This window comes from Streptomyces lincolnensis (genome assembly GCF_001685355.1).
Lineage (GTDB): Bacteria > Actinomycetota > Actinomycetes > Streptomycetales > Streptomycetaceae > Streptomyces > Streptomyces lincolnensis.
Window position 1 is genome coordinate 7,963,377 of sequence record NZ_CP016438.1, and the last position, 26,567, is coordinate 7,989,943.

A 26,567-nucleotide genomic window follows, 5' to 3' on the forward strand; every position below is an offset into this window, starting at 1 on the left:
TCGTCGCCGGAATACCGGGGCACCCTGTGGTGCTCTGAAGTTCACGGCGCACGAGCGCGGCACGGGAGGCCGGTGGGCACATGACGGCAGCGGACCAGACGGACCCGGTGGTCAGGACCCCGTACGGGGCCGTACGCGGCCGGTACGAGCAGGGCGTGGCGGTGTTCCGGGGCATTCCCTACGCGGCCCCGCCCTTCGGGCCCCGCCGGTTCCGGCCGCCCGTGCCGCCCGAGCCCTGGGACGGGGTGCGCGACGCCGGTGCCTTCGGGCCGACGGCGCCGAAGCCGCCGTACTCCGACGCCTTCGCGCAGTACCTGTCCGACCCGGAGGTGGTCGGTGACGACTGCCTCAATCTGAACGTGTGGACGCCGGAGCCGGGCCCTGGGGCCCGGCTCCCGGTTCTCGTGTGGCTGCACGGCGGCGCCCTGACCCGGGGCTCGTCGGCCGTGCCCGTGTACGACGGGCGGGCCTTCGCCCGTGACGGCGTCGTCTTCGTCTCAGTCAACTACCGGCTGGGCGTGGAGGGTTACGGGCTCTTCCCGGACGCCCCCGCCAACCCCGGACTGCGCGACCAGCTCGCCGCCCTGCACTGGGTACGCGCGTCCGTCCGGGCCTTCGGCGGGGACCCCGACCGGGTCACCCTGGCCGGGCAGTCCGCCGGGGCCATCAGCACCGGCGCCCTGCTGGCCGCCCCGCAGGCCCAGGGGCTGTTCCGGCGGGCCGTCCTGCAGAGCGGGCCGCCCGAGGCGGGCGACCGCGACAAGGTACGGCGCATGGTGCGCCGCATGGCCACCCGGCTGAAGATCCCCGCCACCGCGGCCGCCTTCGCCGAGGTCGACCGCGACCTGCTGCTGCGCACCCAGGCCGAGGTGGGCCGGCTCAGCAGCCCGGTGCTGGGCGGTCCGGCCTTCGGGATCGTCGTCGACGGCGACCTCGTGCCCCGCGATCCCCTTGAGGCCCTGGTGGACGGCGAGGGCGCCGAGGGCGTGCCGCTGATGATGGGCTGGACCCGCGACGAGTACCGGCTGTGGCTGGTTCCGGGCGGGCTGCTGGAGCGCGTCGACCGGCTCGGCGCGGTGGCCCTCGCCGGTGCCATGGCCCGCTGCCACTGCGGCCACGAGGTGGTCCGCGGCTACCGCGCCCTGCACCCCGGAGCGAGTACCGCCGAGATCGTCGGCCAGCTGGTCACCGACCACCTGCTGCGCAACCCGCTCCAGCGCCTCGCCGACGCCCGCCCCGACACCTCGTACGTCTACGAGTTCGCCTGGCCCTCCCGGCTGCCCGACCTCGGCTCCTGCCACGCCCTGGAACTGGGCTTCGTCTTCGACACCGGCGAGGTCCCGGAGTCCGCCCGGCTCGCCGGCCCGGGCGCCCCCCAGGACCTCGCCGACGCGATGCACTCCGCCTGGGTGCGCTTCGCCACCGACGGCGACCCCGGCTGGCAGCACTGGAACGACGACCGCCCGGTGCGCGTCTTCGGCGACGGCCCACCCCACGTCACCCACGGCTCCCGCAACGCCGAACTCGCCCTCTGGGCCGCCGACCCCACCCCCACGGAACCCCCACCCATGACCCCCGCCCCCGCCCCCCTCCCCGCACGCACGACAGAACTCCGCTCCGTCGTCCGACGCCTGCGACTGCCGGGCGCGGTACGACGACACTGACGCCGGCGGGCGGGGCGCGGGCCGGGCCTTCGGGCTCGCTGGTGCTGGGTGGGCGCCCTTGGGGAGCCCTGGTTGCGCGTGGCACGGAACTCCGGTCGGCTGTGTGCCGGTCGCGGTGGGTGGCGTCGACGCCCTCTAGCGCGCGTCCTCGTTCACCGTCGCCACCGAGTCCCGCACCACCACGTGCGTGCCGAGGAGCAGGTGTTCGTCGGGGGTCTCCGGGGTGCGGTTCAGGGCGGTGCGGACGGCGAGGCGGCCCAGTTCCTCGTAGGGGACGTGGACGGTGGTCAGGGCGGGGTGCAGGTCGCGGGCGAAGGGGATGTCGTCGTAGCCGGCCAGGGAGACGTCGTCCGGGACACCGAGGCCGGCCTCGTGCAGGGCGGTCAGGGCTCCGGCGGCGACCATGTCGGTGGCGGCGACCACGGCCGTGAAGTCCAGCCCGTCCTTGAGCGCGCCGCGCATCAGCCGGTGGCCGGCGTCGCGGGTGAAGTCGCCGTGCAGCAGCAGCGCGGGGTCGGGTTCCACGCCGCGGGCGCGGTGGGCGGCGAGGTAGCCGCGCTCGCGGCCCTGGGCCGTGGTGTGGTCCGGCTTGCCGCCGAGGAAGAGCACCCGCCGGTGGCCCTGGGCGAGGACGTGCGCGACAAGGGCGTAGGCGCCGCCCTCGTTGTCGTACTCGATGACCGTGACCGGGGCCCCGGGGCCCAGCGTCGGGCGGCCGCACAGCACCAGGCGGGAGCCCGCCGAGGCCAGCGAGTCGGCCATCCGGCGGGTCCGGTCACGGTACTCGGCGGTGTCGGCGGCGCCGCCCACCAGGATCACGGCGGCGGCCCGCTGGGCCCGCATCATCTCGACGAACTCCAGCTCGTGCCGGACGTCGCCCTCCGTGCTGCACACCAGGCAGAGATGGCCGAGCCGGGTCGCCTCGCGCTCCACGCCGTGCGCCATCAGCGCGAACGAGGGCCCCGTGATGTCCTCCAGCACGAACGCCAGGGTGGGGGTGGCGACCCCCGCGACCGCCTTGGCCCGCGCGTCGGCCACGTAGTCCAGCTCGCGCACCGCCCGCATCACCCGGGTCCGGGTCGCCCCGCTGACCGGGTACACCCCGCCGAGCACCCGCGACACCGTCGACGCGGACACCCCGGCCCGGGCCGCCACGTCCCGGATCGTGCTGCGGCCGGCGTCCTCGCTCTTCCTCGTCATCCTGTCTCGTCCCTCTCCCCGGGCCCTGGTACGCCCACCCCTCGGGAACTGCGGCAACATGGATGGAAACCGGTTCCCGAGCGGAGGCTAGCAGTGCGGGGGAGCGACCGGCAGAGTCATGCGGCCGCCAGCGTCCCCGCGATCGAGGAGATCGCCCCCGGCCCCACCCGGCAGCACCCGCCGATCAGCCGGGCCCCGGACGCCCGCCAGCCCCGGACCTCCTCGGGGGCGAAACTGGAGCGGCCCGCCCAGGCGCGGGCCTCGGCGTCCCAGGTCTCGCCGCTGTTGGGGTAGACCACGACCGGCTTGCCGGTGACCCGGGCGGCGATCTCGATCGCGCCGTCCACGTCCTCGGGGACACAGCAGTTCACCCCGACCGCGACGACCTCGTCCACGTCGGCGGCGAGCGCGAACGCCTCCTCCAGCGGCTGCCCGGCCCGGGTGCGGTCCCCGGCGACGGAGTACGACAGCCAGGCCGGCACCCCGAGCCCGCGCACCGCCCGCAGCAGCGCCTCGGCCTCGTCGGCGTCCGGGACCGTCTCCAGGGCCAGCGCGTCGGGGCCGGCGGCGGCCAGCACCTCCACGCGTGGCCGGTGGAAGGCCTCCAGCTCGGCCACGCTCAGCCCGTACCGGCCGCGGTACTCGGAGCCGTCCGCGAGCATCGCGCCGTAGGGCCCGACCGAGGCCGCCACGTACAGCGGGCGCGTGACGCCCTTCGTCCGTGCCAGACGGGTCGCGTCCTGGGCCAACCCGACGCTCCGGCCGAGGAGTTCGGTGGCCTTCTCGCGGCCGATGCCGCGCTTGGCGAAACCCTCGAAGGTGGCCTGGTAGCTGGAGGTGATCGCCACGTCCGCGCCCGCCAGGAAGTAGGCGAGGTGTGCCTCGGTGATCGCCTCGGGCCGCTCCGCGAGCAGCCGCGCCGACCACAGCTCGTCGCTCAGGTCGTGCCCGGCCGACTCCAGTTGGTTGGACATCCCGCCGTCGAGGACGACGGTCCCGGTGGCAAGGGCTTCGGCGAGGGGGAGGGTGCTGGTCATGGGAACGACGGTAGTCGAGTCGGGGCGGTGACCCCCAGCCGATTGTGTCCACTTCATGAACAGGTCGACCAGCATGTGGACCGCCGGGATACGATCACGCACCTCCCCGACCCTCCTGTGCCCCGCGAGAGTGCCATGACCGTCCCCAGCACCGCAGACGCCACCGAGCCCGAGCCCGGGACGGAACCGGCCCCCCGCCGCCGCACGTTCGGCCTGGCCGCCGCCACCGCCCTCGTCATGGGCAACATCATCGGCGGCGGCATCTTCGCGCTGCCCGCCACCGTCGCCCCGTACGGCGGCGTCAGCCTGCTCGCCTTCGTCGTCCTGTCGGTCGGCGCGGTCCTGCTCGCGCTGCTCTTCGGTAAACTGGCCCGCCGCAGCCCCGTCACCGGCGGCCTCTACGTCTATCCGCGCGACGCCTTCGGCCCCTTCGCGGGCTTCCTGTCGGCCTGGTCGTACTGGACGATGTGCTGGGTCAGCATCGCCGCCCTCGCCGTCGCGGTCGTCGGTTACGTCGACGTCCTGATCCCGCTGCACGGCGACCACACCCTCGAAGCCGTCGTCGCGCTCGTCGCGCTGTGGCTGCCGGCCGCCGCGAACTTCGCCGGGACGCGCTGGGTCGGGACGGTGCAGGTCGTCTCCACGGTCCTGAAGTTCGTGCCGCTGCTCCTGGTCGCCACCATCGGCCTGTTCTTCATCGACACGGACAACTACGGCCCGTTCAACGCCACCGGCGACAGCGTCCCCGGCGCGCTCGCCGCCGCCGCGGCCCTGCTCCTCTACAGCTTCCTCGGGGTGGAGTCCGCCGCCGTCAGCGCCGGCGAGGTCCGCGACCCCGAGCGCAACGTCGGCCGCGCGAGCGTCCTCGGCACCCTGGCCTCCGCGCTCGTCTACATCCTCGGCATCGTCGCCGTCTTCGGCCTCGTCCCGCACGACAAGCTGGTCGACTCCGGCGCCCCCTTCGCCGACGCCGTCAACACCATCACCGGCGGTACCTGGGGTGGCACCGCCATCGCCCTGGTCGCCGTCGCCTCCATCACCGGCTGCCTCAACGGCTGGATCCTCATGGCCGCGCAGATGCCGTACGCCGCCGCCCGCGACGGCCTCTTCCCGGCCCCCTTCGCCAAGGTCGGCAAGGGCGGGGTGCCCGGCTTCGGCGTCTGGGCCGTCGCCGTCCTCGGCACGCTCCTCATCGCCCTGAACTACACGGCCGGCCCGGACACCACGTTCCGCGTCCTCGTCCTCATCACCACGTTCACCGGCTGCGTGCCCTACCTGCTCTCGGCGGCCGCCCAGCTGTACTGGCTGGCCCAGGGCAGCCGCGAACGGATCCGCCCGGCGGGCCTGACCCGCGACCTGATCGTCGCCGCCCTCTCCTTCGCCTTCTCCTTCTGGCTGATCGCGGGCGCCGGTTACGCGGCCGTCTACCAGGGCGTGCTGTTCCTGTTCGCGGGGATCCCGGTGTACGTGTGGCTGCGGGGCCGGCAGCGGACGGCTGGGTCCGAGGTCTGATCCCGGACGGCACCCAGGCGGGAATGGTCATGGACGGGATGCCCGGGCTCGGATTACCGTTCCCCGGCACCGCTGTTCCGCGGGCAGCTTTCGTTTCCTCGCCCGTGGGGGGCCCACCGTCATGTCCGCATCCAGTGATCTGCGCCCGCGTCCCTCGCTGCCCGGCGGGGTGCCGCGCCCCGCGCGCGGGCTCCTGGCCGCTGTCGCGGCGTCGCTCGCGGTCGTCGTCCTCAGCGATCTGTTCGCCCTGGTCGCCGGAGTCAGGATCCACCTGCTGATCGACGAGGACCACGGCTTCCTCACGGCACCGCAGCGGGAGCTGGACGCCGCCTACCTGCTGTACGAACGGGCCGGAAGCCTCCAGGTCATGACGTTCCTGCCCTGCGCGGTGCTCTTCGTCGTCTGGTTCTTCCGGATGCGCCGCAACGCCGGCCTGCTGGGCCCCGACCGGCTGCGCAACGGACCCGGCTGGGCCATCGGCGCCTGGTTCGTCCCGCTGGGCAACCTCTGGATGCCGTACCGCGTCGCCGTCGACATGTGGGGAGCGAGCAGTCAACTGCCCGCCGACGGCGAGCCGTACCGGATGCCGGTCTGGCCGGTGAACCTGTGGTGGGCCCTGTTCGTCGCCAGCACCCTGTTCGGCCGCTACGCCGAGTCGCGCTACGACGACGCCGAATCGCTCGCCGAGGTCCGGGACGCCGTCGTGCAGTACATGGTGACCGACGTCCTGGACATCGCCGCCGCGGCGGCCGCGGTGTACTTCGCCGTCCGGCTGACATCCATGCAGCGCCTGAAGGCGGCCGAGGGGCCGTACCGCACGGCGGTCCCGGGGGCGGCGTAGCCGCGGCCTGACCTGCTGGGTCACCATCAGGTTCCCCAGTCACGGAAAAGTGCGTTCTTCCATGTCAGCGCACGCTCTCCTACGGTTCCTGAGTAACCACAGGGAACCACCCGGGTCCGGTGGGCCGACGGGTCACCGGAGCCCGGACAAGGAGAGGGACAGCATGGCCATCACTCTGAAGAACGCCGACGGACTGCCGAAGATCGATGTGTACCGGCAGGTGGCGATCGCCTCCGGTTCGAAGCTGGTGTTCATCGCCGGGCAGGTCGCCTGGGACGCGGAGGGCGTCACGATCGGCGAGGGCGACCTCGCCGCCCAGGTGGAGCAGGGCTACCTCAACGTCGCGACCGCGCTGGCCGAGGCCGGCGGTTCCTTCGACGACGTGGCGAGACTGACCTTCTACGTCGTCGACTGGACGCCCGACAAGATGCCCACGCTCCTGGAGGGCATCTCCCGGGCGGCGGCGAAACTGGGGGTCACTCCGGTGCCGCCTGCCACGCTGATCGGTGTCGCGGCGCTGGACGTCCCCGAGCATCTGGTCGAGATCGAGGCCACCGCGGTCCTCGACTGAGCAGGCGCCGACAGCCGCGGACGGTGCCTCCCCGGGCGCACCTCACCCCCGCGCCGAGTGGCGCCCGCCCACGCGACGCCCGCCCTTGCGCCGCAGTGTCGTGGGCAGCACCAGTCCGAGCAGCAGCCCGACGGCCAGCACGTACGGCCACCACTCCAGCCCACCGCTCGCGGTGCCCGCACCGCGTGTCTCCGCGACGGCACCCCCGGACGGGGTCTCACCGCCCCCGGAGGGCGACGGGCTCGCGGCGACGGCGCTCAGCACGACGTCGTTGCCGTCGCCGCCCCGGTAACTGATCCGGTAGGTCGTGTCGGCGAGCTTGAGCCGCGTGCCCTCCTTGAGACCGCTGAACGCCCCGACGACCTTCCCGTGCCCCGAGTGCTCCAGCACCGTGATCTCCCGCGCGGGGTCCGTCCCCGCGGCCGACAGATCGAGCGCGCCGGCCAGCCGTACCGCACCCGTCACCTTCAACGGAGCGTCCGTCAGGACCAGTTGCCCCTCGGCCCGCTGCGTGTAGTCACCGGAGACCGTGGGACCACCGGCGACCACACCCTGGTTCGTCACCGCCCCCACCACCGTGCCCTTGCCGGACAGCGCGGTGGACACACGCAGTCCCGCCGTCCCGGCGTCGAGCCGCGCCCCGGCGGTCGTGAGCCGAATCGCCTTGCTGCGGGCGAGAGTTGCTCCGGAGGAGAGGGCGAGCGTGCCCTTGGTGACCGTCGTCGTCCCGGTGTACGTCACCGACGTGCCCGTCAGGGTCGTGGTCGCCGAACCGGACTGCACGAGTGACCCGCTGCCGCTGATCCGGGACAGCGACAGCGGCTTGGCCACGTTGTTCAACACCAGCGTGCCGTCGTTGACGACCTTGTAGAGGCCGCCCCGCGTGTAGAGCCCGCCGTCGCCGCCCGGCCTGCCGAGGCCGAGCCGCAGCACGGCCCCCTTCTCGACGGTCGTCGAACCGTCGTAGTACTGGACGGCGGAGAAGGTGACGTCATTGCCCCGGGTCCCCGCGATGACGACATCCCCCGCGCCGGGCGCGGACAGCGTGTCGTGGAAGCGGCCGCCGCCGATGGGGGCGCCCAGCGTCACCGGGCCGTTGTAGTCGAAGGTGAGCAGGGAACGGGAGCGGGCCGCGAGGAGGTTGATGTAGACCGTCTCGGCGGTGCCCGGCATGAAGATCCTGTTCGTCGTGCCGTCCCCCCACCGGACATCGGCGCCCTTGATGTTGGTGCCGCGCTTGTTGACGTTCTTGTGCGCGGGCGTCCAGTTCAGGGCCGGGTCGCTGAGGGCGGGGTCGCTGTCGCCGCCCCGGTCCGACCAGCTGTACTGGCCCGTCAGGACGACCTTGCCGCCGGGCCTGGACTGGACGTTGATGTCGCTGCCGTACTCGCGCTGGTAGAAGTCCATGCCCATGGTGACGGTCTGCCCCAGCGGGGTGTCCACGGTGAAGGTGCCCTGGTTGAGGATCTTGCGCACCCGGGGCAGTGAGGTCGCGTACTCCGGGCGTCCGGCGTTCACCTGCGTGCCGTTGTCGATCACGCCGGTGAAGGAGTTCGTGCCCGACAGATCCCAGGTGCCCCACAGGAACCTGGGCTGGGTGATCAGCCCGGAGCCGCTGATGTGGCCGAGGTTGTAGGCGCTCGTCAGGGAGAGCCGCAGGGTGCCGTCGACCCGGATGTTGTCCTGGTTGAGGCGGAAGGCCGGGGTGCCGTACGGAAAGTGGCCGATCAGGCCGGTCGTGCCGCCGGTGCCGTACTGGAGGGTGGCGCCGCGCTCGACGACCACCGCGGGCGGATCGGGCGCGGTGGTGGTGACGTAGGGGTGGTTGCCGCCCTGGACGGAGACCCGCTGCCGGGACCGGGGGAGGGTGAAGTCACTGTCCTTGGCGAGGACGAGGGTTCCGGTCCCGCGCACGGTGAGGGTGCCCTCGCCGCGGAAGACCCCCTCGTACGTCGTCGTCCCCGAGGGGACGGTCACCACGGTGTCGCCGGTGAGCGTGACGTCCCGGTCGGCGAGGACGTCGGCGGTGACGTCACGGGGGCCGGCGGCCACCGCCCGGGGAGCGATGACCATCGAGGCGGTCACCATCAGGGCGATGGCCGCTGCTGTCCTGTGGGTATGGCTGCGCACGGAGCGGAGACGGTCCGGGACGCCCGCCGATAACAAAAACTGAGGCCGAGATTCCGGACACCCGGCGCCCCGACAGAAAGCGCCTTCTCTCATCGCGTCCAACCCGTTGACCTCCTGGTTCCCCAGCCTTACCTTTCGGCTGTTCGCAATGACAACAGATGTTCTCAATATCGAACATCGCTCTCAGGACACCCCACCCCCCGAGAGGCAGTCCGCATGAGCCGCACCGACGACCACCCCGAAGCCCCGGACGTTCCCAGCCGCAGACTGATGCTGAAGGGTGCCCTGGCCGCGGGCGCCCTGGCCGCCGCGCCGGGCGTCGCCCACGCCGTCCCGGACCGGAAGGCAGCCCCCTTCGTGAACCCGCTCGTCCGCAACCGGGCCGACCCGTACATCCACCGTCACTCCGACGGCTCCTACTACTTCACGGCGACCTCCCCCGAGTACGACCGGATCATCCTGCGCCGCTCCCGCACCCTGAACGGTCTCGCGACCGCCGCCGAGTCCGTGATCTGGCGCAAGCACGCCACCGGCGCCATGGGCGCGCACATCTGGGCGCCGGAGATCCACCGGATCGGCGGCAAGTGGTACATCTACTTCGCCGCGGCGCCCGCCGAGAGCGTGTGGGACATCCGCATCTGGGTCCTGGAGAACGCGAGCCGCGATCCCTTCAAGGGCACCTGGGTCGAGCGCGGCCAGGTGAAGACGGCGTGGGAGACCTTCTCCCTGGACGCCACCACCTTCACCCACCGCGGCAGCCGCTACCTCGCCTGGGCCCAGCACGAACCCGGCATGGACAACAACACCGGCATCTTCCTGTCGAGGATGGCGAACCCCTGGACCCTGACGGGCTCTCAGATACGCCTGTCCACCCCGGAGTACGACTGGGAGCGCATCGGCTTCAAGGTCAACGAGGGGCCGTCGGTCATCGCCCGCAACGGCCGGCTGTTCATGTCCTACTCGGCCAGCGCCACCGACTTCAACTACTGCATGGGTCTGCTGACCGTCGACGCGGACGCCGACCTGATGAACCCGGCCAGCTGGTCCAAGTCGCCGACGCCGGTGTTCACCAGCAACGACACCACCCAGCAGTACGGCCCGGGCCACAACTGCTTCACCGTCGCCGAGGACGGCTGCAGTGACGTCCTCGTCTACCACGCCCGCCAGTACAAGGAGATCGTCGGCGACCCGCTGAACGACCCCAACCGCCATACCCGCATCCAGAAGCTCGGCTGGAACGCGGACGGCACCCCGGACTTCGGCATCCCCGTGGCTGACACGGCCACCGCCACCACCGCCGCCACCGTCAAGGAGAGTGCGTGATGAGACGTGCCTACGCCGCTCTGCTCGCCCTCTGCCTGGCGCTGCTCGGTGCCCTGGCGACCGCCGGCCCCGCCCAGGCAGCCCCGCAGACGATCGTCAACGGCACCCAGTTCACCGACACCTCGGGCAATCCCGTGCACGCCCACGGCGGCGGGGTCATCAAGGTCGGGACCTACTACTACTGGTTCGGCGAGAACCGCAACGCCGACAACACCTTCCGGTACGTGGACGCCTACCGCTCCACCGACCTGAAGAACTGGGAGTTCAGGAACCACGTCCTGACCGAGGCCACCGACCCGGAGCTCGCGACCGCCAACATCGAGCGGCCCAAGGTCATGTACAACGCCTCCACCGGCAAGTTCGTGATGTGGATGCACAAGGAGAACGGCGTCGACTACAGCGAGGCCCGTGCCGCCGTCGCCGTCTCCGACACCGTGGACGGCGACTACACCTGGCGGGGCAGCTTCCGCCCGCTCGGCCAGCACATGTCCCGCGACATCACCGTCTTCGTGGACACCGACGGCGCCGGCTACATGGTCTCCGCCGCCCGCGAGAACTACGACCTCCAGATCTACCGGCTCACCGCCGACTACACCGGCATCGCGAGCCTGGTCGCCGACCCCTGGCACGGCGGCCACCGCGAGGCGCCCGCGCTCTTCAAGCGGGGCGGCGTCTACTTCATGCTCACTTCGGGCGCCACCGGCTGGAGCCCCAACCAGCAGCAGTACGCCACCGCCACCTCCCTCGCCGGTCCCTGGACGGCGATGAAGAATGTCGGCGACTCGACGACGTACGGCTCGCAGACCGCGTTCGTCCTTCCCGTGCAGGGCAGTTCGGGCACCTCCTACCTCTACCTGGGCGACCGCTGGGGCAACTCCTTCGGCGGGACCGTCAACGACTCGCGGTACGTGTGGCTGCCGTTGACCTTCCCGAGCTCCACCTCGATGTCCATGGCATGGGCGCCGGAGGTCACCGTCGACACGGCGGCCGGGACCATCAGCGGCACGAGTGCCACGTACAACACGCTCATCGCCCGGCACTCCTCCAGGTGCGCCGACGTCACCAGCCAGTCGCTGTGGCAGGGCGCTCAGCTCAAGCAGTACGACTGCAACGGCGGCGGCAACCAGAGGTACTGGTTCAAGCCGGTGGGCGGCGGCTACCACCAGCTGATGGTCAGGAACAGCTCGCTGTGCGTGCAGGAGAACGCGAGCACCGTCAGCCAGGAGAACTGCAACGCCTCCTCGACCGCCCAGCAGTGGTCGGTGACCGCCACCGGCTCCTACGTGACCGTCAAGTCCCGCGCGAGTGGTGAGTGCCTGGACGTGAACGGCGCGTCCACCGCCAACGCCGCCGCGATCATCACGTACACGTGCAACGGGGCGACGAACCAGCAGTGGACGCGCGGTACCTGAGGCGTCCTCAGGCGAGCAGGTCGATCGCGTCGATCGAGGTGCCCGCGCTGAGGTAGCCGGCGGCCCCCGAACCGCTCACCACGTCGATCTTCAGCACGTTGTACTGGCCGGTGTCCGTGAGCCAGGCGGTCGCCGGAACGCTGTAGGTGAACGTGTGGTTGTTGCCCCGGTAGGACCCGTTGGTCAGGGACCGGGTGCTCGGCTGGGTGGGCGGGGAGGGGATCGCCGAGGTCCAGGAGTTGACGGCGATCTGCGGCCGGCCGTTGGCGTAGGCCGTCGTCACGCCGATGCGCAGGGTGTGCGCGGCGGCGGCCTGGGCGGCGGTCAGCTTGAAGTACACCAGCAGACCGCTGTTGACGTCCTTCCAGAGATAGCAGGGGAAGGCCGAGGTCTCGCTGCCGCTGCCGATCACCACGTTGCCCGTCCAGGCGGCGGCCCGCACGTCCGACGGGTGGGCGTACGTCATCAGGTCGGCGTTCTTGAAGCCGGCCGGGGTGCCGGTCCAGTCGTTGATCCGCCAGATGGCGCTCGCGTTGGACGGGTCGTTCGTGGACGGGACCGCGATCGAGTTCAGGGTCGTGGTGCCACCGGCGGTGACCGTCACCGAGGTGGTGTACACGCCGAGTTCGTTCTTGAAGACGGTCAGCGTGTACGTCCCCGGCAGAACACCCCCGATGGAGAAGTAGCCGTCGGAGGAGCGGGCCGAACCCCAGTACTGGGCGGCCGGGTTGGCGAGCGCGACGGTGTAGGGGTGGGCGGTGTTCCGGCCGGTGATGCCGACGCCCGCGACCCGGCCCCGGCCGCTCGCGCCGACGTAGCCGGAGATGCCGAGCGAGTCGGCCCAGGAGGTGGTCAGTGTGCCCGGGAACAGCGACGAGGAGGGGGCGCCGCCGTCCGTGAACGCGATGACGTAGGGGCCCTGGAGGCCGAAACGCTCGTTCTCGGTCTGGTTCTGGGCGTAGTGCAGGATCTCGTACAGGCCGCCGCCGTCCGCGCTCTGGTGGCGCAGCAGCGAGCGGTAGAAGGGGCCGCCGGCGGCCTTCTCGTGGTTGGAGCGGACCATCCACAGGCCGACGCCGTTCGCGCTCCAGCCGATGTGGCTGTAGTCCATGACGCGCAGCTTCGAGTAGTGCTTGGAGCGGGTCTGGCCGTCGGACTTCGCGAACACGTCCGAGGCCTCGACGGTGGAGTTCGTGTACGTGTAGGAGTCGGGCTCGTCGTTGAGGAACAGGCCCTTCTTCACGCGCACGATGTACCGGCTCGACGCGACGGAGGTGTCGGCCCGGTGGGTCCACAGGTAGATGTTGTTCTCGCCGCTGCGGGCCGCGTAGTAGTGCTTGAGTGTGCCGTGCGTGACGGAGATCAGGATGGTCGTGCCGGACTGCCTGATGGTCACGGTGGAGGCGCCGAGGCCGGACTCGACGTGCGAGTTCATGCCGCCGTAGCCCTGGTACTCGGTGCCCTTGTAGACCAGCGAGGTCAGGTCGCCGTTGGACTTGTTGACCTTGAAGACCAGGCCGGCGCCGGTGTCGACGACGTAGTTCGTGCCGTCGTCGCTGTAGCCGAAGGCGGCGGCGGAGGCGGTCCGGGCGAGCGGCCCGGCGAGCGCGGCGGAACCTGCGGCGGCCGCCGTGCCGAGGACGAAGGCGCGGCGTCGGACCGGTCTGTTCGAGGCGGATCCGGGCATGGGGGTGGCCTCCTTCGAGGGGGGTGTGGGGGTGACGCGGGTGATTGGAGAGTGACAGTTGAATCGATTTCGCGAAAGGGCTTTCGTGCCTTCGAAGTTGGCAATCTTGTGAAATTGGCGCGAGGTCTAGAAAGCGCTTGCCAGGAGCGGTACGGTCCAGCACCCAGACCTTGTCACCCCGTCGCGGGACCGTCGGAGGAGCCGTATGAGACGTTTCAACCTCACCGTGCTGGCAGCGCTGACCCTCGGGGCCGGACTGACCGCCGCACCCGCCCAGGCGTACGGCGGCCACCGCCCCCCGGGCCTTGAGAACTGCACCGCCACCGCCTGCCACTTCGACGTCGCACCCGGCACCTACGACGTCCAGGTGGTCCTCGGCGGCGCCACGGCGTCCAGCACGAGCCTCGGCGGTGAGACCCGCCGCGCCCTGCTGCCCGAGACGGCGGTGCCCGCCGGCGAGCGCGTCGCCCGCAGCTTCACCGTGAACGTCCGCACCCCCGAGGGCGAGCCCACCGGCCCCGCCGGCACCCCCGGCCTCGACCTCACGCTCGGCGGCACCGCCCCGGCCCTCGCCGACATCCGCGTCACCCCCGCCCTCCCCCACGCTCGAACAACCTCGCGCGGGGGGACCCCCATCGCCCGCCAGATCTTCCTGGTCGGCGACTCCACGGTCTGCGACCAGCCCGGCGACCCCTACGCCGGCTGGGGACAGCAGCTGCCGCAGTACCTGCGCAAGGGCGTCTCCGTCGCCAACTACGCCGATTCCGGCGAGAGTACGGTGACCTACCTGGGGAACCCGCAGCTGTGGGCCACCGTCCAGCCGCAGATCCACCGCGGCGACCTGGTCCTGGTCCAGCTCGCCCACAACGACAAGACGACCGACGAGGCCACCTACCGCGCCAACCTGGAGACCCTGGTGGCAGGCGTACGGGAGAAAGGCGGACAGCCCGTCCTCGTCACCCCGATCGTGCGACGCTGGTTCAACGCCGACGGAACACTGAACAACGGCACCGCGCTTCTGGTCAACGGCCTCGGCGTGAACCATCCTGAGATCGTGCGCGAGGTCGCCGCCGCCGAGGACGTGCCTCTGATCGACCTCACCGCGAAGACGAAGGCCGTCGTGGAGTCCCTCGGTGTGGAGGGCTCCAAGGCGCTGTACCTGTACAACGAGAAGCGGGACAACACCCACACCTCCGTCCACGGCGCCACGGTCTACGCCGGCCTGGTCCGCGACGAACTCCTCACCCAGCATCTGGTGCCCAAGGGCCGGGTGCGGGTGGGATAGACGCCTGGGGCGCTCCGACCGGAACCGGGGCGCCCCAGGTCCTCGTTGTTCCGGCCGTTCCGAGCGAACCCCGCACGAAAGAGACCCATGCAGCTCCCTCCCGACGACCTCCACCGCAGCCCGCGCACCGGCTACACCCGCGCCCACTGGGAGACGGCCGCCGACACCCTCCTCGCCGCCGTGGAGCCGTACGCCACCGAGGACCGCGCCCTCTACCACTTCCCCGGGGGCCGCGAGAGCGTGTCGGGACGGCTCTCCGACGGGCTGGAGGGCTACGCCCGCACCCTGCTGCTCGCCGCCTTCCGCCGCGACGAGAGAGCCCTCGAACGCTACGCCGACGGACTCGCCGCCGGTGCCGCCGGTGTCTGGCCCCGCATCGAGCACCGCAGCCAGCCCCTGGTCGAGGCCGCCTCCATCGCCCTCGCCCTGCGGCTGACCCGCCCGCTGCTGTGGGACCGCCTCGACGACGGCGTACGGCAGCGGGCGGCCGCCTGGCTCGGGGACGCTCTGCACGCCGAGGCCTGGCCCTGCAACTGGGAGTTGTTCCCCGTCACCGTCGGCGGCTTCCTCGCCGAGATCGGCCACGAGCCCGAGGCGTCCGCCAAGGCGATCGACCGGGGCCTGGAACGCATCGAGCGGTGGTACCGCGGCGACGGCTGGTACACCGACGGCGACGGCCGCAAGTTCGACTACTACAACGGCTGGGCGATGCACCTCTACCCGGTGCTGCACGCGTGGCTGGCGCAGGACGAACGACTGATGGAGATGTACGGCGGCCGCCTCTCGCGCCACCTCGCCGACTACGCCCGCCTGTTCGGCGCCGACGGCGCCCCCATGCACCAGGGCCGCTCCCTGACGTACCGCTTCGCGACCACGGCCCCCCTCTGGCTCGGCGCCCTCACCGGCCGCACACCGCTGTCCCCGGGAGAGACCCGCCGACTGGCCTCCGGAGCCCTGAAGTACTTCCTCGACCGGGGCGCCGTCGACCACCGGGGCCTGCTCACCCTCGGCTGGCACGGCCCCGACTTCCGTGTCCTGCAAGGTTATTCGGGCCCGGCGTCCCCGTACTGGGCGAGCAAGGGCTTCCTCGGCCTGCTCCTGCCCGCCGACCACCCGGTGTGGACGGCGACCGAGGAACCCGGCCCGGCCGAGCGCGCGGACGCGTCGACACCCCTCGCCGCCCCCAACTGGCTTCTCCAGTCCACCCGTTCGGACGGCCTGGTCCGCCTCCACAACCACGGCAGTGAGGACGTCCGCTACGACCCGTTCTACACCCGCCTCGCCTACTCGACGGTGACGGCGCCTTCGTCGTCGTACGACAACAGCGTGATCGTGGGCGGGGACCCGAGCCGCACGGAGATCGAACCGCTGGGCGTGGGGGAGGACTGGGCGGCCTCGCGGCACCGGTCGGGCTCCGGCGGCGCGGTGACGAGCGTCGTCCTCGCGCGGGGCGCGGTGGAGGTGCGGGCGTTCCGCGTGACGGGCGTGCCCGAGGGAACGGAGATCCGGGTCACCGGCTGGTCGGCGGACGCCGGCACGCGCTCCGAACTCGCCCCGGCCGCGGGGCTGTCCGCACCGGTGGACGAGCCCGCGGCCCCCGAGCCGGCCGGAGCCGTCACCACCGACCCGGGTCTCTTCGTGGTACTCGCCCGGCTCACCGCCGAGACGGACCCGGAGCCGCTCGCGGAAGCGGCGACCGTCGAGGTCACGGGTACGGACGAGTTCGTCGTCCGCTGGACGGACGGGCCGGTGCGCCGGGTCCGGCTGGACGGCTCCGGGGTGGAGGTCACCTGAGGTTCCTCGGGCAGGATGGGGCGCATGAGGGGTGGCAGGGACGAGCTCGCCGAGCTGCTGAAGCGGGCCGGGCTGGAGATCGTGGGGGACGGCGGGGTCGAGGAGGTGCTGCCTCCGCGGGCCGCGTGGCGCCGGGTGATCGGATACGAGGCCGAGCCGGCCGTGGCCGTGCGCGCGGACCGGCCCGACCTGGCCGAGGCGGTCAACCGGGAGTGGCATCGGCTCGCCACCGAGCTGGGGATCCTCGGCGCGGACGGGGTGTTCCTCGTCGAGGTCGCCGGCGACTGGACGGGCTGCGCGCCCCGGCGCTGGACGCGGGTCCGGCTCGGGGACGACTGGGACCTCGCCGGCGCGTTGAACGGCGTGGAGTTCATGACCCTCGCCCTCGACGGGGACGCCCTGGTGGCGGCCACGGCCGAGGAGTACGACGTGTGGCTGGTCGCCGAGGACCGGATCGGGGAACGGCAGGAGTCGGAGGCACAGGCAGCCGTCCGGGAGACACCGCAGGAGCGGGCCGCCGCCTGGCAGTCGCTGTGGCGGGGGCCGAAACCCGTCGCGCGGGTGCTCCAGAGCTGGGCGGACGGGCTGGCGCTCAACCGGGCCCTGCCGGAGGACGAGTTGCGCCCCCGGCTGCTGGGGACATCGCGGTACATCCTCTATGGCGCGCTGTCCCCGGCGATGGTCGACGCGGCCGTCGCGCATCCTGACTGGAAGATCCGTTCGGGCGTGGCGGAGCACCAGCGGTACATCACGCCCGGGCAGTGGGCCCGGCTGATCCTCGGCGAGGAGGACACCCGCCGCCGGTGGGCGCTCACGCTGATCGCCGCCGACCGGCGCGAGGAACTCGACGAGGACACCTGCCGACGCCTGGCCGCCGACCCGTCCGCCCGGGTACGGGAGGAAGCCGTCCGGCTGCTCTCGCAGCCCGGCTCCGTGGTGGCGGCCCTCACCGCCGACCCCGAACCACGCGTCCGCGCCGCCGCCTGCACGACCGCCTGGCCGGACCTGGACGCCGAGGTACGGCAGCGGCTGCTCGCCGACCCGGACGACAAGGTCCGCAGGGCGGCCCTGCTCCTGCACCACCGGGAACGTCCCCTGTCCCGGCGGGAGTTCGAGACGGGGAACCTCGGCGGCAGCGACGCGCTGAAGAGCCGGCGCCCGGAGCGGGACCTCGCCGAGCACCTGGCGCGGGAAGGGGAGCGGGGCGACCGTCTGGACCTCGCCGCCAACCCCCACCTGGACGCCGACCTGGTCGCCCTCCTCGGCGAGGACGAGGACGCCGACGTGCGGTTCGCCGTGTCCAAGCGGCCCGACCTCACCGAGGAACAACGCGCGGCCATCCGCATCGACTTCGACCCGCGACTGCGCCACTGGGAACTCGACTGGGTCCTCGACCTGCACGAGGACACCGACGCCATGCGCCGCCTCGCCGCCTCCGCCCACCCTTTGGTGCGCCGCAGCGTCGCCCGGGCCCGGCACCTCCCGCCGGACGCCGTCGCGCGCCTCGCCCGGGACGAGGACCGTGTCGTACGGCTGTTTCTCGCGGAGTCCTGCGACGACGCGCCCGCCGACATGCTGCTGGAGGTGTGGCAGTGGTGGGACGGCAGCCTCACCTGCCCCGACCGCCCGCGCGGCCACCCCAACTTCCCCCGCCAGGGCCTCCTCCGGTACGCGGACGACCCGAATCCGCGCATGCGCAGGCTCGCCCCCGACGACCCGGAGTCCACACCCGAGCTGGTGGACCGCCTCAGCCGGGATCCCGCCGCGGAGGTGCGCTACCGGGCGGTGACCGACCCCAGACTGTCGGCCGCCTCCGCGGTACGGCTGCTCGACGACCCGCACGAGCACATCCGCCACATGGCCGCCCGGCACCCGGAACTGCCGGCCCGCGTGGTGATCCGGCTGCTGCGGGAGAACGAGACGGCCGAGGAGGCCGCCCGCAATCCCGTCCTGCCCGTGGACGTGATGCGCGAGATGATCGAAAGGATCGAGGAGTTCGAGAGGGCCGAGGGGAGCGAGCGGCCGGTCTAGCACTACGGCTTCAGCCGGGCGATCCGCAGCGTCGTCGACGTCGGTGACGCACCCGTGAGCGCGGTCGCGTAGGACGGTGTGACCGGGACGTACGCCCAGGTCAGCGTCCCGTCCTTCTGTACGGCGATGTCCCCGCTCATCCGCGCGGCGACCACCTTGTCCGCACTCTGGAACTTCCCGTTCCAGTCGATGAGCCGCAGATGGGTCCCGGTGAAGGTGCCCGTGCAGGTGCCGCTCGCGCACTTGGCGTTCTTCAGCGACTCCCAGGACAGCAGCAGACGGTCCTTGCCGTACGGGGCGAGGCGGACGTCGACGTGTTCGGTGCCCTTGGCGCTGGTCAGGTGGATCGCCTTGCCGGGGCCGGAGGTGCGGTTCTTCAGGAAGGCCACCGCCACCTGATGCGTGCTGGTCCTCGGCTTCACCGTCCAGCCGCGTCCGCTCGTGTCGTCCGGGTTCTTGGCGGCGGAGGCGGCGCCCCGGGACGCGAAGGCGGTGGCGTAGCGGCCGGTGGAGGACTTCACGAGGTCGCCGGTACGGCTCGCGAAGGTGCCGCCGCAGTAGCCGGCCCAGCACTGCTCGCGCTGTACGACCGGTGCGTTGTCCGGGGCGCCGATGCCGGTCGAGACGAACAGGCCCGAGCGCCAGTCGTCGAAGCAGAGGGAGGTGAAGGCGCCGGTCTTCTCCGCGTGCAGGGCGATGCCCTCGTTGTGGCTGCACCCCCAGCTCCAGCCGCCGCCGAGCTTGGCGCCGTCGGCGCCGACGTACGCCAGCTTGTCGCCGAAGTGGCCGTCGGCGAAGCCGCCCGCGCCGTGCACGACGAAGTACGCGCCGTACTTGGTGCCGTTCCAGGTGAGCTGGCCGTCCAGCAGCGGGGCCGTGTCGTGGGAGGCGGTGCCGGTGAGCTTGGTGCTCCAGGTCTTCTTCGCGCCCGTGTACCGGATGATGGCCGCCGCCGTCTCCTTCCACTTGTTCGTGTCGGCGACCCGGGTGAGCAGCGCGAAGCCGTTGTTGTGCGCGACCAGGCCGCCGACCTCCTTGGTTCCCTTGACGACCGTGTCCGCGCCGGAGCGCTTCCCGGCGGCCGTCAGCGGGGTGACATGGACGCCGTCCGAGGCGGGCCATGCCACGCGCAGGGTGCCGTTCGGGGCCACCGAGGTGGCCGTCCGGGTCCACTCGCGCGTGTTGTTGTAACCGGCGGACAGATAAGGGAACTTGGCCGGCAGGCTCACGGCGGTGGTCGTGACGGTGAGGTTCGGCGCGGCGGTCGTCGCGGCGCCCGCGGTGGCGTACCAGGCGCCGACGAGCGCGCCGGTCGCGGCGAGCCCGGCGATGAGCGGTCTGCGGGCCGCGCGGACCCGGCGGTGCCGGGCGGCAGGGGCCGCGGCGCCGGCCGGGGCGGGGTGTGGTGCGTGTGTCATGCCTCCAGGTCGCCGCCCGCGCGCCGGAGGTTGCCGGTCCGGGTGGCGGGAGAGTCCGTGGCGGCCGGTCTCAGCCGGGCAGCGTCTTCACCAGCCGCTCCGCGAAGTCGGCCGGATGCTCGGCCACACCGACGTGCCCGCCGGGGAACTCCACGAACGGGCTGCCGGTCCGCTCCGCGAGGTACTCGGCCGTACGGTGCAGCAGTCCGCCACGGGAGTCGGTTCCGGCGGCGAGCGTGAGGCGGCCCGGGGCGAGGGCCGACAGGTCCGGCGCGTAGGCGGTGAAGGGCACCAGGACGTGGGCCAGGAAGAGGGCCATGGGATTGTTCAACTCCTCCTCCCGGGTGAGGGGTTGGCCCACCGGCCCGTCCTGGTCCCCGACCTCCCGCCCCGCGAGTCCGGCGCCGAGCAGGGCTGCCGCTGCCGGGAGCCCCGCCGTCCGGTAGCGCTCGTGCACCTTCCGGAACAGGGCTTCGGCCCGCTCCCGGGGCCCGTCCGGCAGCGGCGCCACGCACGGCGGCTCGTGCGCGACGACGTGCCGCAGCCGCTCCGGGTGGCGGGCCAGCAGGTCGAGCGCGGCGATGCCGCCCGAGCTGGTGCCGAGGACGTACGCCGCCTCGCCCGCGGGCAGTGTCCGAGCGAGCACCTGGCGGGCCCCCTCGCTCCAGTCCCGCACCCGCTGGTCGTCCACCGGGAGTCCGAGACGGCCGTGGGCGAGGCCGAGCGGGTCGTACGTGACCACGGTGAAGTGGTCGGCGAGCACCTCCGTCATCGGTGCGAAGCCCATGGGGTGGCCGGCGCCGCCGGGCATGACCAGCAGCACGGGACCGCTGCCCCGCACGTCGTGGTGGAGCGTGTCGGTCACTGCTTCTTCTCCTTGCGCGGCCAGTTCTCCAGAGCGATGTGCAGGGCGTCGACCGCCCTGTCCCACGAGTCCTGTACGTCCCGCGGGGCGCCGAAGCCGCCGCCGGCCTCCAGGGCGCAGTAGCCGTGGAAGGCGGCCCGCAACAGGCGTACGGCGTCGGTGAGATCGGGCTCGTCCAGGCCGTACGCGCGGAGCATGCCGTAGGTGATCTCGGCGGTGCGGCGCAGCGCGGGGGAGTCGGCGACCAGGGACTGGTCGACCCGGATCTGGGTGGCGGCGTAGCGCCCCGGGTGGGCGAGCGCGTACTCCCGGTAGGCCCCCGCGAACGCCACCAGCGCGTCCTTCCCGGACCGTCCCGCCACGGCCACCGCGATCCGGTCGATCATCTCCTCACCGGCCAGCAACGCCATCCGGGTCCGCAGATCCCCGAGATTCCTGACGTGCGAGTACAGACTCGCGTCCTTCACCCCGAAGTGCCGGGCGAGCGCGGACAGTGTGACACCGTCGAAGCCCACCTCGTCGGCGAGGTCGGCCGCGGCGGCCACGACACGGTCCGCGCTGAGACCGGCTCTGGGCATGGGGCACCTCGGGGTGACTGGTCGCTCTGTCCCAGGAACTCTTTCCTAGGGCCTCTAGGTTAGAGCCTGGGGTGCGGTGGTGTCCCTTCGCCTCAGCCGATCGGCGCGTACACCACCCCCAGCTTGTCGATCTCGGTGCCCGAGCGGCCCGTGAAGCCGGTGATCTGCCAGCCCGGAGGGGCGGTGAACGTCTGCGTGGCCGTGGCGGGGGTGCCGGAGGAGAGGGTGCGGCCCTTGTCGGTGGTGAAGGCGGCGGAGAAGATCCTGGTGCGGCCGTCCTTCTGGCCCTGGGTCAGCTTGACCGAGGTGAGGTGCTCGCCGGAGCCGAGGGTGAGGGAGGACGCGGTGCCGCCCGTGCCGCCGTGGGAGAGGGTGGTGCCGCCGTCGAGGGTGAGGGAGACCGCGTCCAGGCGGGAGCTGCCGCGCAGGGTGAGGGTGCGCGGGGAGGGCGAGGCCGGGAGGTCGTCCGCGTCGTTGAAGGCCGTGCCGTGCGGGCCGCCGAAGAAGTCGCTCGCCTTCAGGGACGGGCTGAGGGTGTAGGAGAAGTCGACCGCGTGCGGGAAGTGGTCGGACAGGTTGGCGCCGGCGGAGTCGAGGAAGGACGCCCAGTCGTTGTTGTAGCGGGTGGCCGACAGCGACAGCAGCTTGCTGCCGCGGTAGAGGACCTTGTCCACGACCTCGCAGTCGTTCGGGGGTGCCGTCGTCGGGCACACCAGCGCGTCCGCGCCCTGCGCCGGCCGGACACCGCCCTTGGCCAACTGCACCCACGCGTCCGTGAGTTGGTTGTCGTCGGCGAGAGTGCGGATGTTGTCGCCGCTGCGGGTGTACCGCGTGTTGGTGTCGCCCATGACGATCACCGCGTTGCCGGCGGAGTTGGCGCGGATGAACTCCGACAGCTGGGTGATGTTGGCGCGGCGGGCGGCCAGCGCGTCGTCCGTGGAGTCGGCGTTGGTGTGCACGTTGTAGAGGTCCACGAAGACCCCCTCGGCCAGCCGCACCCGGGCCAGTGAGAAGCCCTTCGGGGTCAGGCAGTTGGTGCCGGTGCAGGCGTTCCACTTCACCCGCTCGAAGTCCTCGAAGGGAAGGTCCGAGAGGGTGTTGAGACCGTCACCGAAGGGCACCCCGCCGCTGGTCGCGGTGCGGTACGGGTGGTCGTCCCCGGCGTACAGGGCCGCGTGGTAGTTGAAGTCCTCCTGGACGTTCACGATGTCGTACGCCCCGAGCCGGGGGGAGATCAGCGGCGTGTTCTTCGCCGGGCTGCCCGAACTCAGGCCCTCCGGGAGGCCCGCGACGTTGTACGTCAGCACGTTGAAGGTGCCGGTCGTGGCGGCCGCTGCGGGCGTCGCGCCGGTGGCGGCGAGGCCGGTGACGGCCAGGGCGGCGGCGGTGAGGGCGCCGAGGAGTCGTCTCATGGTGGGGTCTCTCCGGTGGGAGGGGAAGGGACGAGAGAGCGGAAGATGAACGGTGCTCAGGTTCACCGGCAACCAGTGTGACGGGCAAGGGCAGTTGGGGAAACAGTGAGAGACGAGGCGATCCGCCGCGCCCGGGTCGGCCGCCGCTCACCTCCTGGTCGCGCGGCGTTCACGTGCTGCCCCGATCCTCCACACGCGGCGCGAAAGCACCGCGGAAGGCAGCGGTATCGAGAGGCGGCGCAGCAATGGGGCACGGACATCACCACCACAGACATGAGCACGGGCACGGGCACACGCACGGGCCCGAGGAGGCCACGGCCCTGCCCGCCGCCTTCGACACCACCGTGCCCGACGAGGCGCTGACCCCCGAACAGCGGTCGCGCCGCTCGCTGCTGCGCCGGGCGGGCCTGCTGGGCGCGGGCCTCGCGGCCGGCGGCGTCCTCGGCCAGGCGACCCCCGCCGCGGCCACCGGCGGCCGCCGTACCCACGGCTTCCTGTGGCTGGCCGGCGACCACCACATCCACACGCAGTACAGCAGCGACGGCAAGTACCGCGTCGTCGACCAGGTCCGCCAGGGCGCCAAGCACGGCATGGACTGGCTGGTCATCACCGACCACGGCAGCGCCACCCACGCCAAGATCGGTGTGGAGAAGGTCAACCCGGACATCAAGGAGGCCCGGACCGCCTACGAGGACACTCTCGTCTTCCAGGGCCTGGAGTGGAACATCCCGGGCGCCGAGCACGGCACCGTCTTCGTGCACCCCGGCAGGAACGAGGTCTCCGTCCTCAAGCAGTTCGAGACCGACTACGACGGCAGCGTCAAGGGCGCCTCCGACTCCACGCCCGCCAACGAGGCCCTCGCCGTCGCGGGCCTGGCCTTCCTCGGCGACCAGGTCCGGCGCCGCAAGGTCAAGGACGCGCTGATGCTCGCCAACCACCCCGCGCGGCGCGGTGTCGACTCCCCGCACGAGATCCGCGCCTGGCGCGACGCGACCGCCGCTTCGGGCCGCCAGATAGCCGTCGGCTTCGAGGGAGCCCCCGGCCACCAGGCCGCCGGCCTGCCCGCCCCCCTCGGCATGGCCCGCGCCCGCGGCATCTACGACAACAACCCCAGCGCCAACTCCTTCGCCGGCTACCCGCTGGAGAGCTACCGCACCTGGGGCGGCTTCGACTGGATGACCGCCACCGTCGGCGGCCTGTGGGACAGCCTCCTCGCCGAGGGCAAGCCCTGGTGGATCACCGCCAACAGCGACAGCCACAACGTGTACGCCGACACCGCCGTACGCGGACCGGGCGGCGACTTCAACGCCAACGGCCGGTACGAGGACCCGGTCTACGGCGGCAAGATCGACATCACCCAGGGCGACTACTGGCCCGGCCAGTACAGCCGCACCCACGTCGGCGCCGACGGCTTCTCCTACGCCGCCGTCATGGACGGCATCCGCGCCGGCCGCGTCTGGGTCGACCACGGCCAGCTCGTCAGCGGCCTCGACGTCCGCGTCTTGGGCGGCGGCCGCTGGGCCACGCTCGGCGGCGCCCTGCACGTCAGGAAGGGCACGAACGTCACGCTGACCGTCGACGTGGCCCTCGCGGGTGGGCCCAACTGGGCCGGGTTCACACCCGAGTTGGCCCGCGTGGACGTCATCCAGGGTGACGTCACCGGCCCGGTCGGGGACAAGGACACGTTCACCGCGCCGACGGCGAAGGTCGTGAAGTCGTACGAGATCGACAAGCCGAGCGGCACGGTCCGGCTGACGTACCAACTCGGGCGCGTGGACCGGCCGTTGTACGTCCGTCTGCGCGGTACCGACGGCAACCGGTCCGGTGTCGGCCCGATGGGCGCGGCCGTCGACCCGGCGGGACCGGCCATCGACGTCGTCGGTGACGCGGACCCCTGGCGCGACCTGTGGTTCTACTCCAACCCCGTGTGGGTCCTGCCCTCGTGACGCGGTACGCCCTCACGGTGGACGCCGGGATCCGGGACCTGCGCGCCGCCGACCACCTGCTCCACACGCTGGCCGCCGAACTCGCCCTCCCCGAGGGCGCGTTCGGCTGCACGCACCTGGTGCGCGGGGACCGTCCGCGGGTCGCCCTGTCGTTCACCCTGCCGTCCGAGCCGCTCCTGAGCACCGTCCGGGAGCGGCTCGCGGCCGCGGGGTACGACAGCACACCCGGCGTCCCCGACGCGGCGGGCCGCGCCGTCGTCTACCCCGGCGTGTCCGCCCTCACCGGCACGGTGACGATCGCGGACGTGCTCACCCGCTCGGCGATCGACCGCGTGGCCGTCCTGGGCGGTCCCGGCGATCCCGCCCCCGGTACCCGCCTGGTGACCTGGGACCACGTCCGGCCCCAGTGGCAGTACGACGGCACCCTCCTGCTCACCGCCATGCCCGCCGTCGGCGACACCCTCGTCCCCTTCGAGGTCCCCGCCCCGACACCGTGCTGCGCGGACCACTGAGGCCCCTCCTGGTGGCGTCCCCGGTGATCGTAAGGTGGCCGGGGGACACCGGGGAGGGGCATGTCGTACGAGGCGCGGCGGGACAAGGACACGAGCGGCGGCCGCACGTCACGGGCACCGTCACCGCCGGGCGAGGCGCGCCCGCTGTGGCGGCAACGGAGCTTCGCCGTCTTCTGGGCCGCGCAGACCCTCTCCGTCCTCGGTGACTCCTTCGCGCTGATCGCCCTGCCCCTGCTGGTCCTTGAGGCCACCGGCTCGCTCGCGCGGATGGGCCTGCTGACGGCGGTGGGCGGGGCCGCCGCGGTCGTGGCGGCCGTGTTCGCGGGGGCGGTGGTGGACCGCGTCGACCGGCGCAGGCTGCTGATCGGCTGCGACCTCGTACGGATGATGCTCTACGGGGTGATCCCGGTGGTGTGGCTGTTCGGGCCGCAGGTGTGGCTGCTGTACGCGGTCCTGCCGCTCTGCGAGGCCGTCGGGATGCTGTTCGCGGTCGGCTACGTCACTGTCGTGCGCTCACTCGTCGGCACCCGCCAACTCACCGAGGCCAACGGCAGGTTGAACGCGACCGCCGCCGCGGCGGGCGTCCTGGGCCCGCTGTGCGCCGGGCTGGTGGCGGCCTGGACCGGACCGGCGACCGCCGTGGGCGTCGACGCGGCCAGCTTCGGGGTGTCGGCGCTGTGCATGCTCTACGTCCGGTTCCGGGCCCGGCCCGCCGAGGCACCCGAACGCGCCGGTCTCTGGCGGGACCTGCGCACCGGCGTCGACTTCCTGCGCGGCCACCCGGTGCTGCGCTCGCTGACCGTCCTGCTGTTCTTCTTCAGCTTCCTCACCCTCGGCCTCAACGACCTGCTCATCTACCACCTCAAGCACGACCTCGGCCACGACGACGGCACGGTCGGCACCGTCATGGCCGTCGGCGCCCTCGGCACCATCACCGGCGCGCTGCTGGTGGCGCGGCTGCGCCGCCGGCTCGGTTTCGGGTGGACCTGGACCGGGAGCGTCGCGGTGTCCGGGCTCGCGTTCGCCGGCCTGGGCTGGGCCCGGGACGTGCCCGTCCTCGCGGCCCTCGGCGCGGCCTTCCTCGCCTGCGTCGCCGTGGCGGGCACCTGCTCCATGTCCCTGCGTCAGGAAGTGACCCCGGAACCCCTGCTCGGCCGGGTCACCTCCGCCTTCTGGACCCTCCAGTACGCCGCCGCCCCGCTCGGCGCCGCCCTCCTCACCTGGGCCGCCGACCACCGGGGCACCGCCCCGGTCGGCCTGGTCGCCGGAGGCTGCTGCGTCCTCATCGCGGTGGCCGGGCTGTTCACACCGATACGACGGTCGGGTCGGGGCTGACCCGCCGGCCGCGC

20 protein-coding genes are annotated in these 26,567 nt (G+C 72.3%); 12 read left to right on the forward strand and 8 right to left on the reverse strand.

Annotation, left to right across the window (positions count from 1 at the left end):
* Positions 1 to 80: 80 nt before the first annotated feature.
* Entirely contained in the window at positions 81 to 1,664 is a 1,584-nt protein-coding gene (locus SLINC_RS35210) for a carboxylesterase/lipase family protein (protein WP_067442073.1), read from the forward strand.
* 135 nt (positions 1,665 to 1,799) lie between these two features.
* Here the strand turns inward: SLINC_RS35210 and SLINC_RS35215 are convergent, their stop codons facing one another.
* Both SLINC_RS35215 and mmuM read right to left on the reverse strand, forming a co-directional pair.
* Positions 1,800 to 2,864, reverse strand: coding sequence for a LacI family DNA-binding transcriptional regulator (locus SLINC_RS35215; RefSeq protein ID WP_067442076.1), 1,065 nt, complete (start codon positions 2,862 to 2,864; stop codon positions 1,800 to 1,802).
* 116 nt (positions 2,865 to 2,980) lie between these two features.
* Positions 2,981 to 3,901, reverse strand: coding sequence for a homocysteine S-methyltransferase (gene mmuM / locus SLINC_RS35220; protein WP_067442079.1), 921 nt, complete (start codon positions 3,899 to 3,901; stop codon positions 2,981 to 2,983).
* A 135-nt stretch (positions 3,902 to 4,036) separates the two neighbouring features.
* On the opposite strand from mmuM, the gene SLINC_RS35225 reads away from it, so the two are divergent.
* From SLINC_RS35225 to SLINC_RS35235, 3 genes are all read left to right on the forward strand, one after another.
* Positions 4,037 to 5,413, forward strand: a complete 1,377-nt coding sequence (locus SLINC_RS35225) for an amino acid permease (RefSeq protein ID WP_067442082.1) — start codon at positions 4,037 to 4,039, stop codon at positions 5,411 to 5,413.
* Between the two features lie 121 nt (positions 5,414 to 5,534).
* The gene (locus SLINC_RS35230; protein ID WP_079164891.1) at positions 5,535 to 6,254 is read left to right on the forward strand and encodes a DUF4328 domain-containing protein; all 720 of its coding nucleotides are present in this window, start codon (positions 5,535 to 5,537) and stop codon (positions 6,252 to 6,254) included.
* A gap of 163 nt (positions 6,255 to 6,417) precedes the next feature.
* Positions 6,418 to 6,825 (forward strand): RidA family protein, encoded by a 408-nt coding sequence (locus SLINC_RS35235; protein ID WP_067442089.1) that lies wholly within the window; start codon positions 6,418 to 6,420, stop codon positions 6,823 to 6,825.
* Between the two features lie 42 nt (positions 6,826 to 6,867).
* Here the strand turns inward: SLINC_RS35235 and SLINC_RS35240 are convergent, their stop codons facing one another.
* Complete coding sequence (locus SLINC_RS35240) at positions 6,868 to 8,898, reverse strand: autotransporter (protein ID WP_225988490.1); 2,031 nt, start codon at positions 8,896 to 8,898, stop codon at positions 6,868 to 6,870.
* A 273-nt stretch (positions 8,899 to 9,171) separates the two neighbouring features.
* Between SLINC_RS35240 and SLINC_RS35245 the strand changes: the two genes are divergently transcribed.
* Positions 9,172 to 10,278, forward strand: coding sequence for a glycoside hydrolase family 43 protein (locus SLINC_RS35245; RefSeq protein ID WP_067442095.1), 1,107 nt, complete (start codon positions 9,172 to 9,174; stop codon positions 10,276 to 10,278).
* Positions 10,278 to 11,690: an RICIN domain-containing protein gene (locus SLINC_RS35250; protein ID WP_067442098.1), complete on the forward strand. Its 1,413-nt coding sequence runs from the start codon at positions 10,278 to 10,280 to the stop codon at positions 11,688 to 11,690. Before SLINC_RS35245 ends, SLINC_RS35250 begins: the two co-directional genes overlap by 1 nt.
* 7 nt (positions 11,691 to 11,697) lie before the next feature.
* On the opposite strand, the gene SLINC_RS35255 is transcribed toward SLINC_RS35250, so the two are convergent.
* Positions 11,698 to 13,377 carry a rhamnogalacturonan lyase B N-terminal domain-containing protein gene (locus SLINC_RS35255; protein WP_107406726.1) on the reverse strand — a complete coding sequence of 560 codons (1,680 nt, stop codon included), beginning with the start codon at positions 13,375 to 13,377 and terminating at the stop codon, positions 11,698 to 11,700.
* A gap of 205 nt (positions 13,378 to 13,582) precedes the next feature.
* On the opposite strand from SLINC_RS35255, the gene SLINC_RS35260 reads away from it, so the two are divergent.
* From SLINC_RS35260 to SLINC_RS35270, 3 genes are all read left to right on the forward strand, one after another.
* Positions 13,583 to 14,662: a rhamnogalacturonan acetylesterase gene (locus SLINC_RS35260; protein WP_067442104.1), complete on the forward strand. Its 1,080-nt coding sequence runs from the start codon at positions 13,583 to 13,585 to the stop codon at positions 14,660 to 14,662.
* An 87-nt stretch (positions 14,663 to 14,749) separates the two neighbouring features.
* Positions 14,750 to 16,456 carry a DUF2264 domain-containing protein gene (locus SLINC_RS35265; RefSeq protein WP_067442107.1) on the forward strand — a complete coding sequence of 569 codons (1,707 nt, stop codon included), beginning with the start codon at positions 14,750 to 14,752 and terminating at the stop codon, positions 16,454 to 16,456.
* 24 nt (positions 16,457 to 16,480) lie between these two features.
* Positions 16,481 to 18,487, forward strand: a complete 2,007-nt coding sequence (locus SLINC_RS35270) for a PE-PGRS family protein (RefSeq protein ID WP_067442110.1) — start codon at positions 16,481 to 16,483, stop codon at positions 18,485 to 18,487.
* Positions 18,488 to 18,489: 2 nt separating this feature from the next.
* Here SLINC_RS35270 and SLINC_RS35275 read toward each other — a convergent pair whose 3' ends face one another.
* The 4 genes from SLINC_RS35275 to SLINC_RS35290 all read right to left on the reverse strand — a co-directional run bounded on the left by SLINC_RS35275 (position 18,490) and on the right by SLINC_RS35290 (position 22,760).
* Positions 18,490 to 19,905, reverse strand: a complete 1,416-nt coding sequence (locus SLINC_RS35275) for a hypothetical protein (RefSeq protein ID WP_067442113.1) — start codon at positions 19,903 to 19,905, stop codon at positions 18,490 to 18,492.
* Between the two features lie 70 nt (positions 19,906 to 19,975).
* Positions 19,976 to 20,770, reverse strand: coding sequence for an alpha/beta hydrolase (locus tag SLINC_RS35280; RefSeq protein WP_067442116.1), 795 nt, complete (start codon positions 20,768 to 20,770; stop codon positions 19,976 to 19,978).
* Positions 20,767 to 21,348, reverse strand: a complete 582-nt coding sequence (locus tag SLINC_RS35285; RefSeq protein WP_067442119.1) for a TetR/AcrR family transcriptional regulator — start codon at positions 21,346 to 21,348, stop codon at positions 20,767 to 20,769. The genes SLINC_RS35280 and SLINC_RS35285 overlap by 4 nt, the downstream gene beginning before the upstream one ends.
* Before the next feature lie 92 nt (positions 21,349 to 21,440).
* Positions 21,441 to 22,760, reverse strand: a complete 1,320-nt coding sequence (locus tag SLINC_RS35290) for a jacalin-like lectin (protein ID WP_067442122.1) — start codon at positions 22,758 to 22,760, stop codon at positions 21,441 to 21,443.
* A gap of 245 nt (positions 22,761 to 23,005) precedes the next feature.
* On the opposite strand from SLINC_RS35290, the gene SLINC_RS35295 reads away from it, so the two are divergent.
* Genes SLINC_RS35295 through SLINC_RS35305 form a run of 3 tightly spaced genes read left to right on the forward strand, consistent with a single transcriptional unit; the run spans position 23,006 to position 26,553 of the window.
* Positions 23,006 to 24,706, forward strand: a complete 1,701-nt coding sequence (locus SLINC_RS35295) for a PHP domain-containing protein (protein ID WP_067442124.1) — start codon at positions 23,006 to 23,008, stop codon at positions 24,704 to 24,706.
* A complete protein-coding gene (locus tag SLINC_RS35300) occupies positions 24,703 to 25,218 on the forward strand; it encodes a hypothetical protein (RefSeq protein WP_067442126.1) in 516 nt (171 codons plus the stop codon). Before SLINC_RS35295 ends, SLINC_RS35300 begins: the two co-directional genes overlap by 4 nt.
* A gap of 60 nt (positions 25,219 to 25,278) precedes the next feature.
* Positions 25,279 to 26,553 carry an MFS transporter gene (locus SLINC_RS35305; protein ID WP_067442128.1) on the forward strand — a complete coding sequence of 425 codons (1,275 nt, stop codon included), beginning with the start codon at positions 25,279 to 25,281 and terminating at the stop codon, positions 26,551 to 26,553.
* The last annotated feature ends 14 nt before the right edge of the window (positions 26,554 to 26,567 follow it).

Bases quoted from the DNA above. Each gene is read 5' to 3' on its own strand.
- SLINC_RS35210 (WP_067442073.1), top strand. From the start codon at position 81: ATGACGGCAGCGGACCAGACGGACCCGGTGGTCAGGACCCCGTACGGG.
- SLINC_RS35215 (WP_067442076.1), bottom strand. From the start codon at position 2,864: ATGACGAGGAAGAGCGAGGACGCCGGCCGCAGCACGATCCGGGACGTG.
- mmuM (WP_067442079.1), bottom strand. From the start codon at position 3,901: ATGACCAGCACCCTCCCCCTCGCCGAAGCCCTTGCCACCGGGACCGTC.
- SLINC_RS35225 (WP_067442082.1), top strand. From the start codon at position 4,037: ATGACCGTCCCCAGCACCGCAGACGCCACCGAGCCCGAGCCCGGGACG.
- SLINC_RS35230 (WP_079164891.1), top strand. From the start codon at position 5,535: ATGTCCGCATCCAGTGATCTGCGCCCGCGTCCCTCGCTGCCCGGCGGG.
- SLINC_RS35235 (WP_067442089.1), top strand. From the start codon at position 6,418: ATGGCCATCACTCTGAAGAACGCCGACGGACTGCCGAAGATCGATGTG.
- SLINC_RS35240 (WP_225988490.1), bottom strand. From the start codon at position 8,898: ATGGTCATCGCTCCCCGGGCGGTGGCCGCCGGCCCCCGTGACGTCACC.
- SLINC_RS35245 (WP_067442095.1), top strand. From the start codon at position 9,172: ATGAGCCGCACCGACGACCACCCCGAAGCCCCGGACGTTCCCAGCCGC.
- SLINC_RS35250 (WP_067442098.1), top strand. From the start codon at position 10,278: ATGAGACGTGCCTACGCCGCTCTGCTCGCCCTCTGCCTGGCGCTGCTC.
- SLINC_RS35255 (WP_107406726.1), bottom strand. From the start codon at position 13,377: ATGCCCGGATCCGCCTCGAACAGACCGGTCCGACGCCGCGCCTTCGTC.
- SLINC_RS35260 (WP_067442104.1), top strand. From the start codon at position 13,583: ATGAGACGTTTCAACCTCACCGTGCTGGCAGCGCTGACCCTCGGGGCC.
- SLINC_RS35265 (WP_067442107.1), top strand. From the start codon at position 14,750: ATGCAGCTCCCTCCCGACGACCTCCACCGCAGCCCGCGCACCGGCTAC.
- SLINC_RS35270 (WP_067442110.1), top strand. From the start codon at position 16,481: ATGAGGGGTGGCAGGGACGAGCTCGCCGAGCTGCTGAAGCGGGCCGGG.
- SLINC_RS35275 (WP_067442113.1), bottom strand. From the start codon at position 19,905: ATGACACACGCACCACACCCCGCCCCGGCCGGCGCCGCGGCCCCTGCC.
- SLINC_RS35285 (WP_067442119.1), bottom strand. From the start codon at position 21,348: ATGCCCAGAGCCGGTCTCAGCGCGGACCGTGTCGTGGCCGCCGCGGCC.
- SLINC_RS35290 (WP_067442122.1), bottom strand. From the start codon at position 22,760: ATGAGACGACTCCTCGGCGCCCTCACCGCCGCCGCCCTGGCCGTCACC.
- SLINC_RS35295 (WP_067442124.1), top strand. From the start codon at position 23,006: ATGGGGCACGGACATCACCACCACAGACATGAGCACGGGCACGGGCAC.
- SLINC_RS35305 (WP_067442128.1), top strand. From the start codon at position 25,279: ATGTCGTACGAGGCGCGGCGGGACAAGGACACGAGCGGCGGCCGCACG.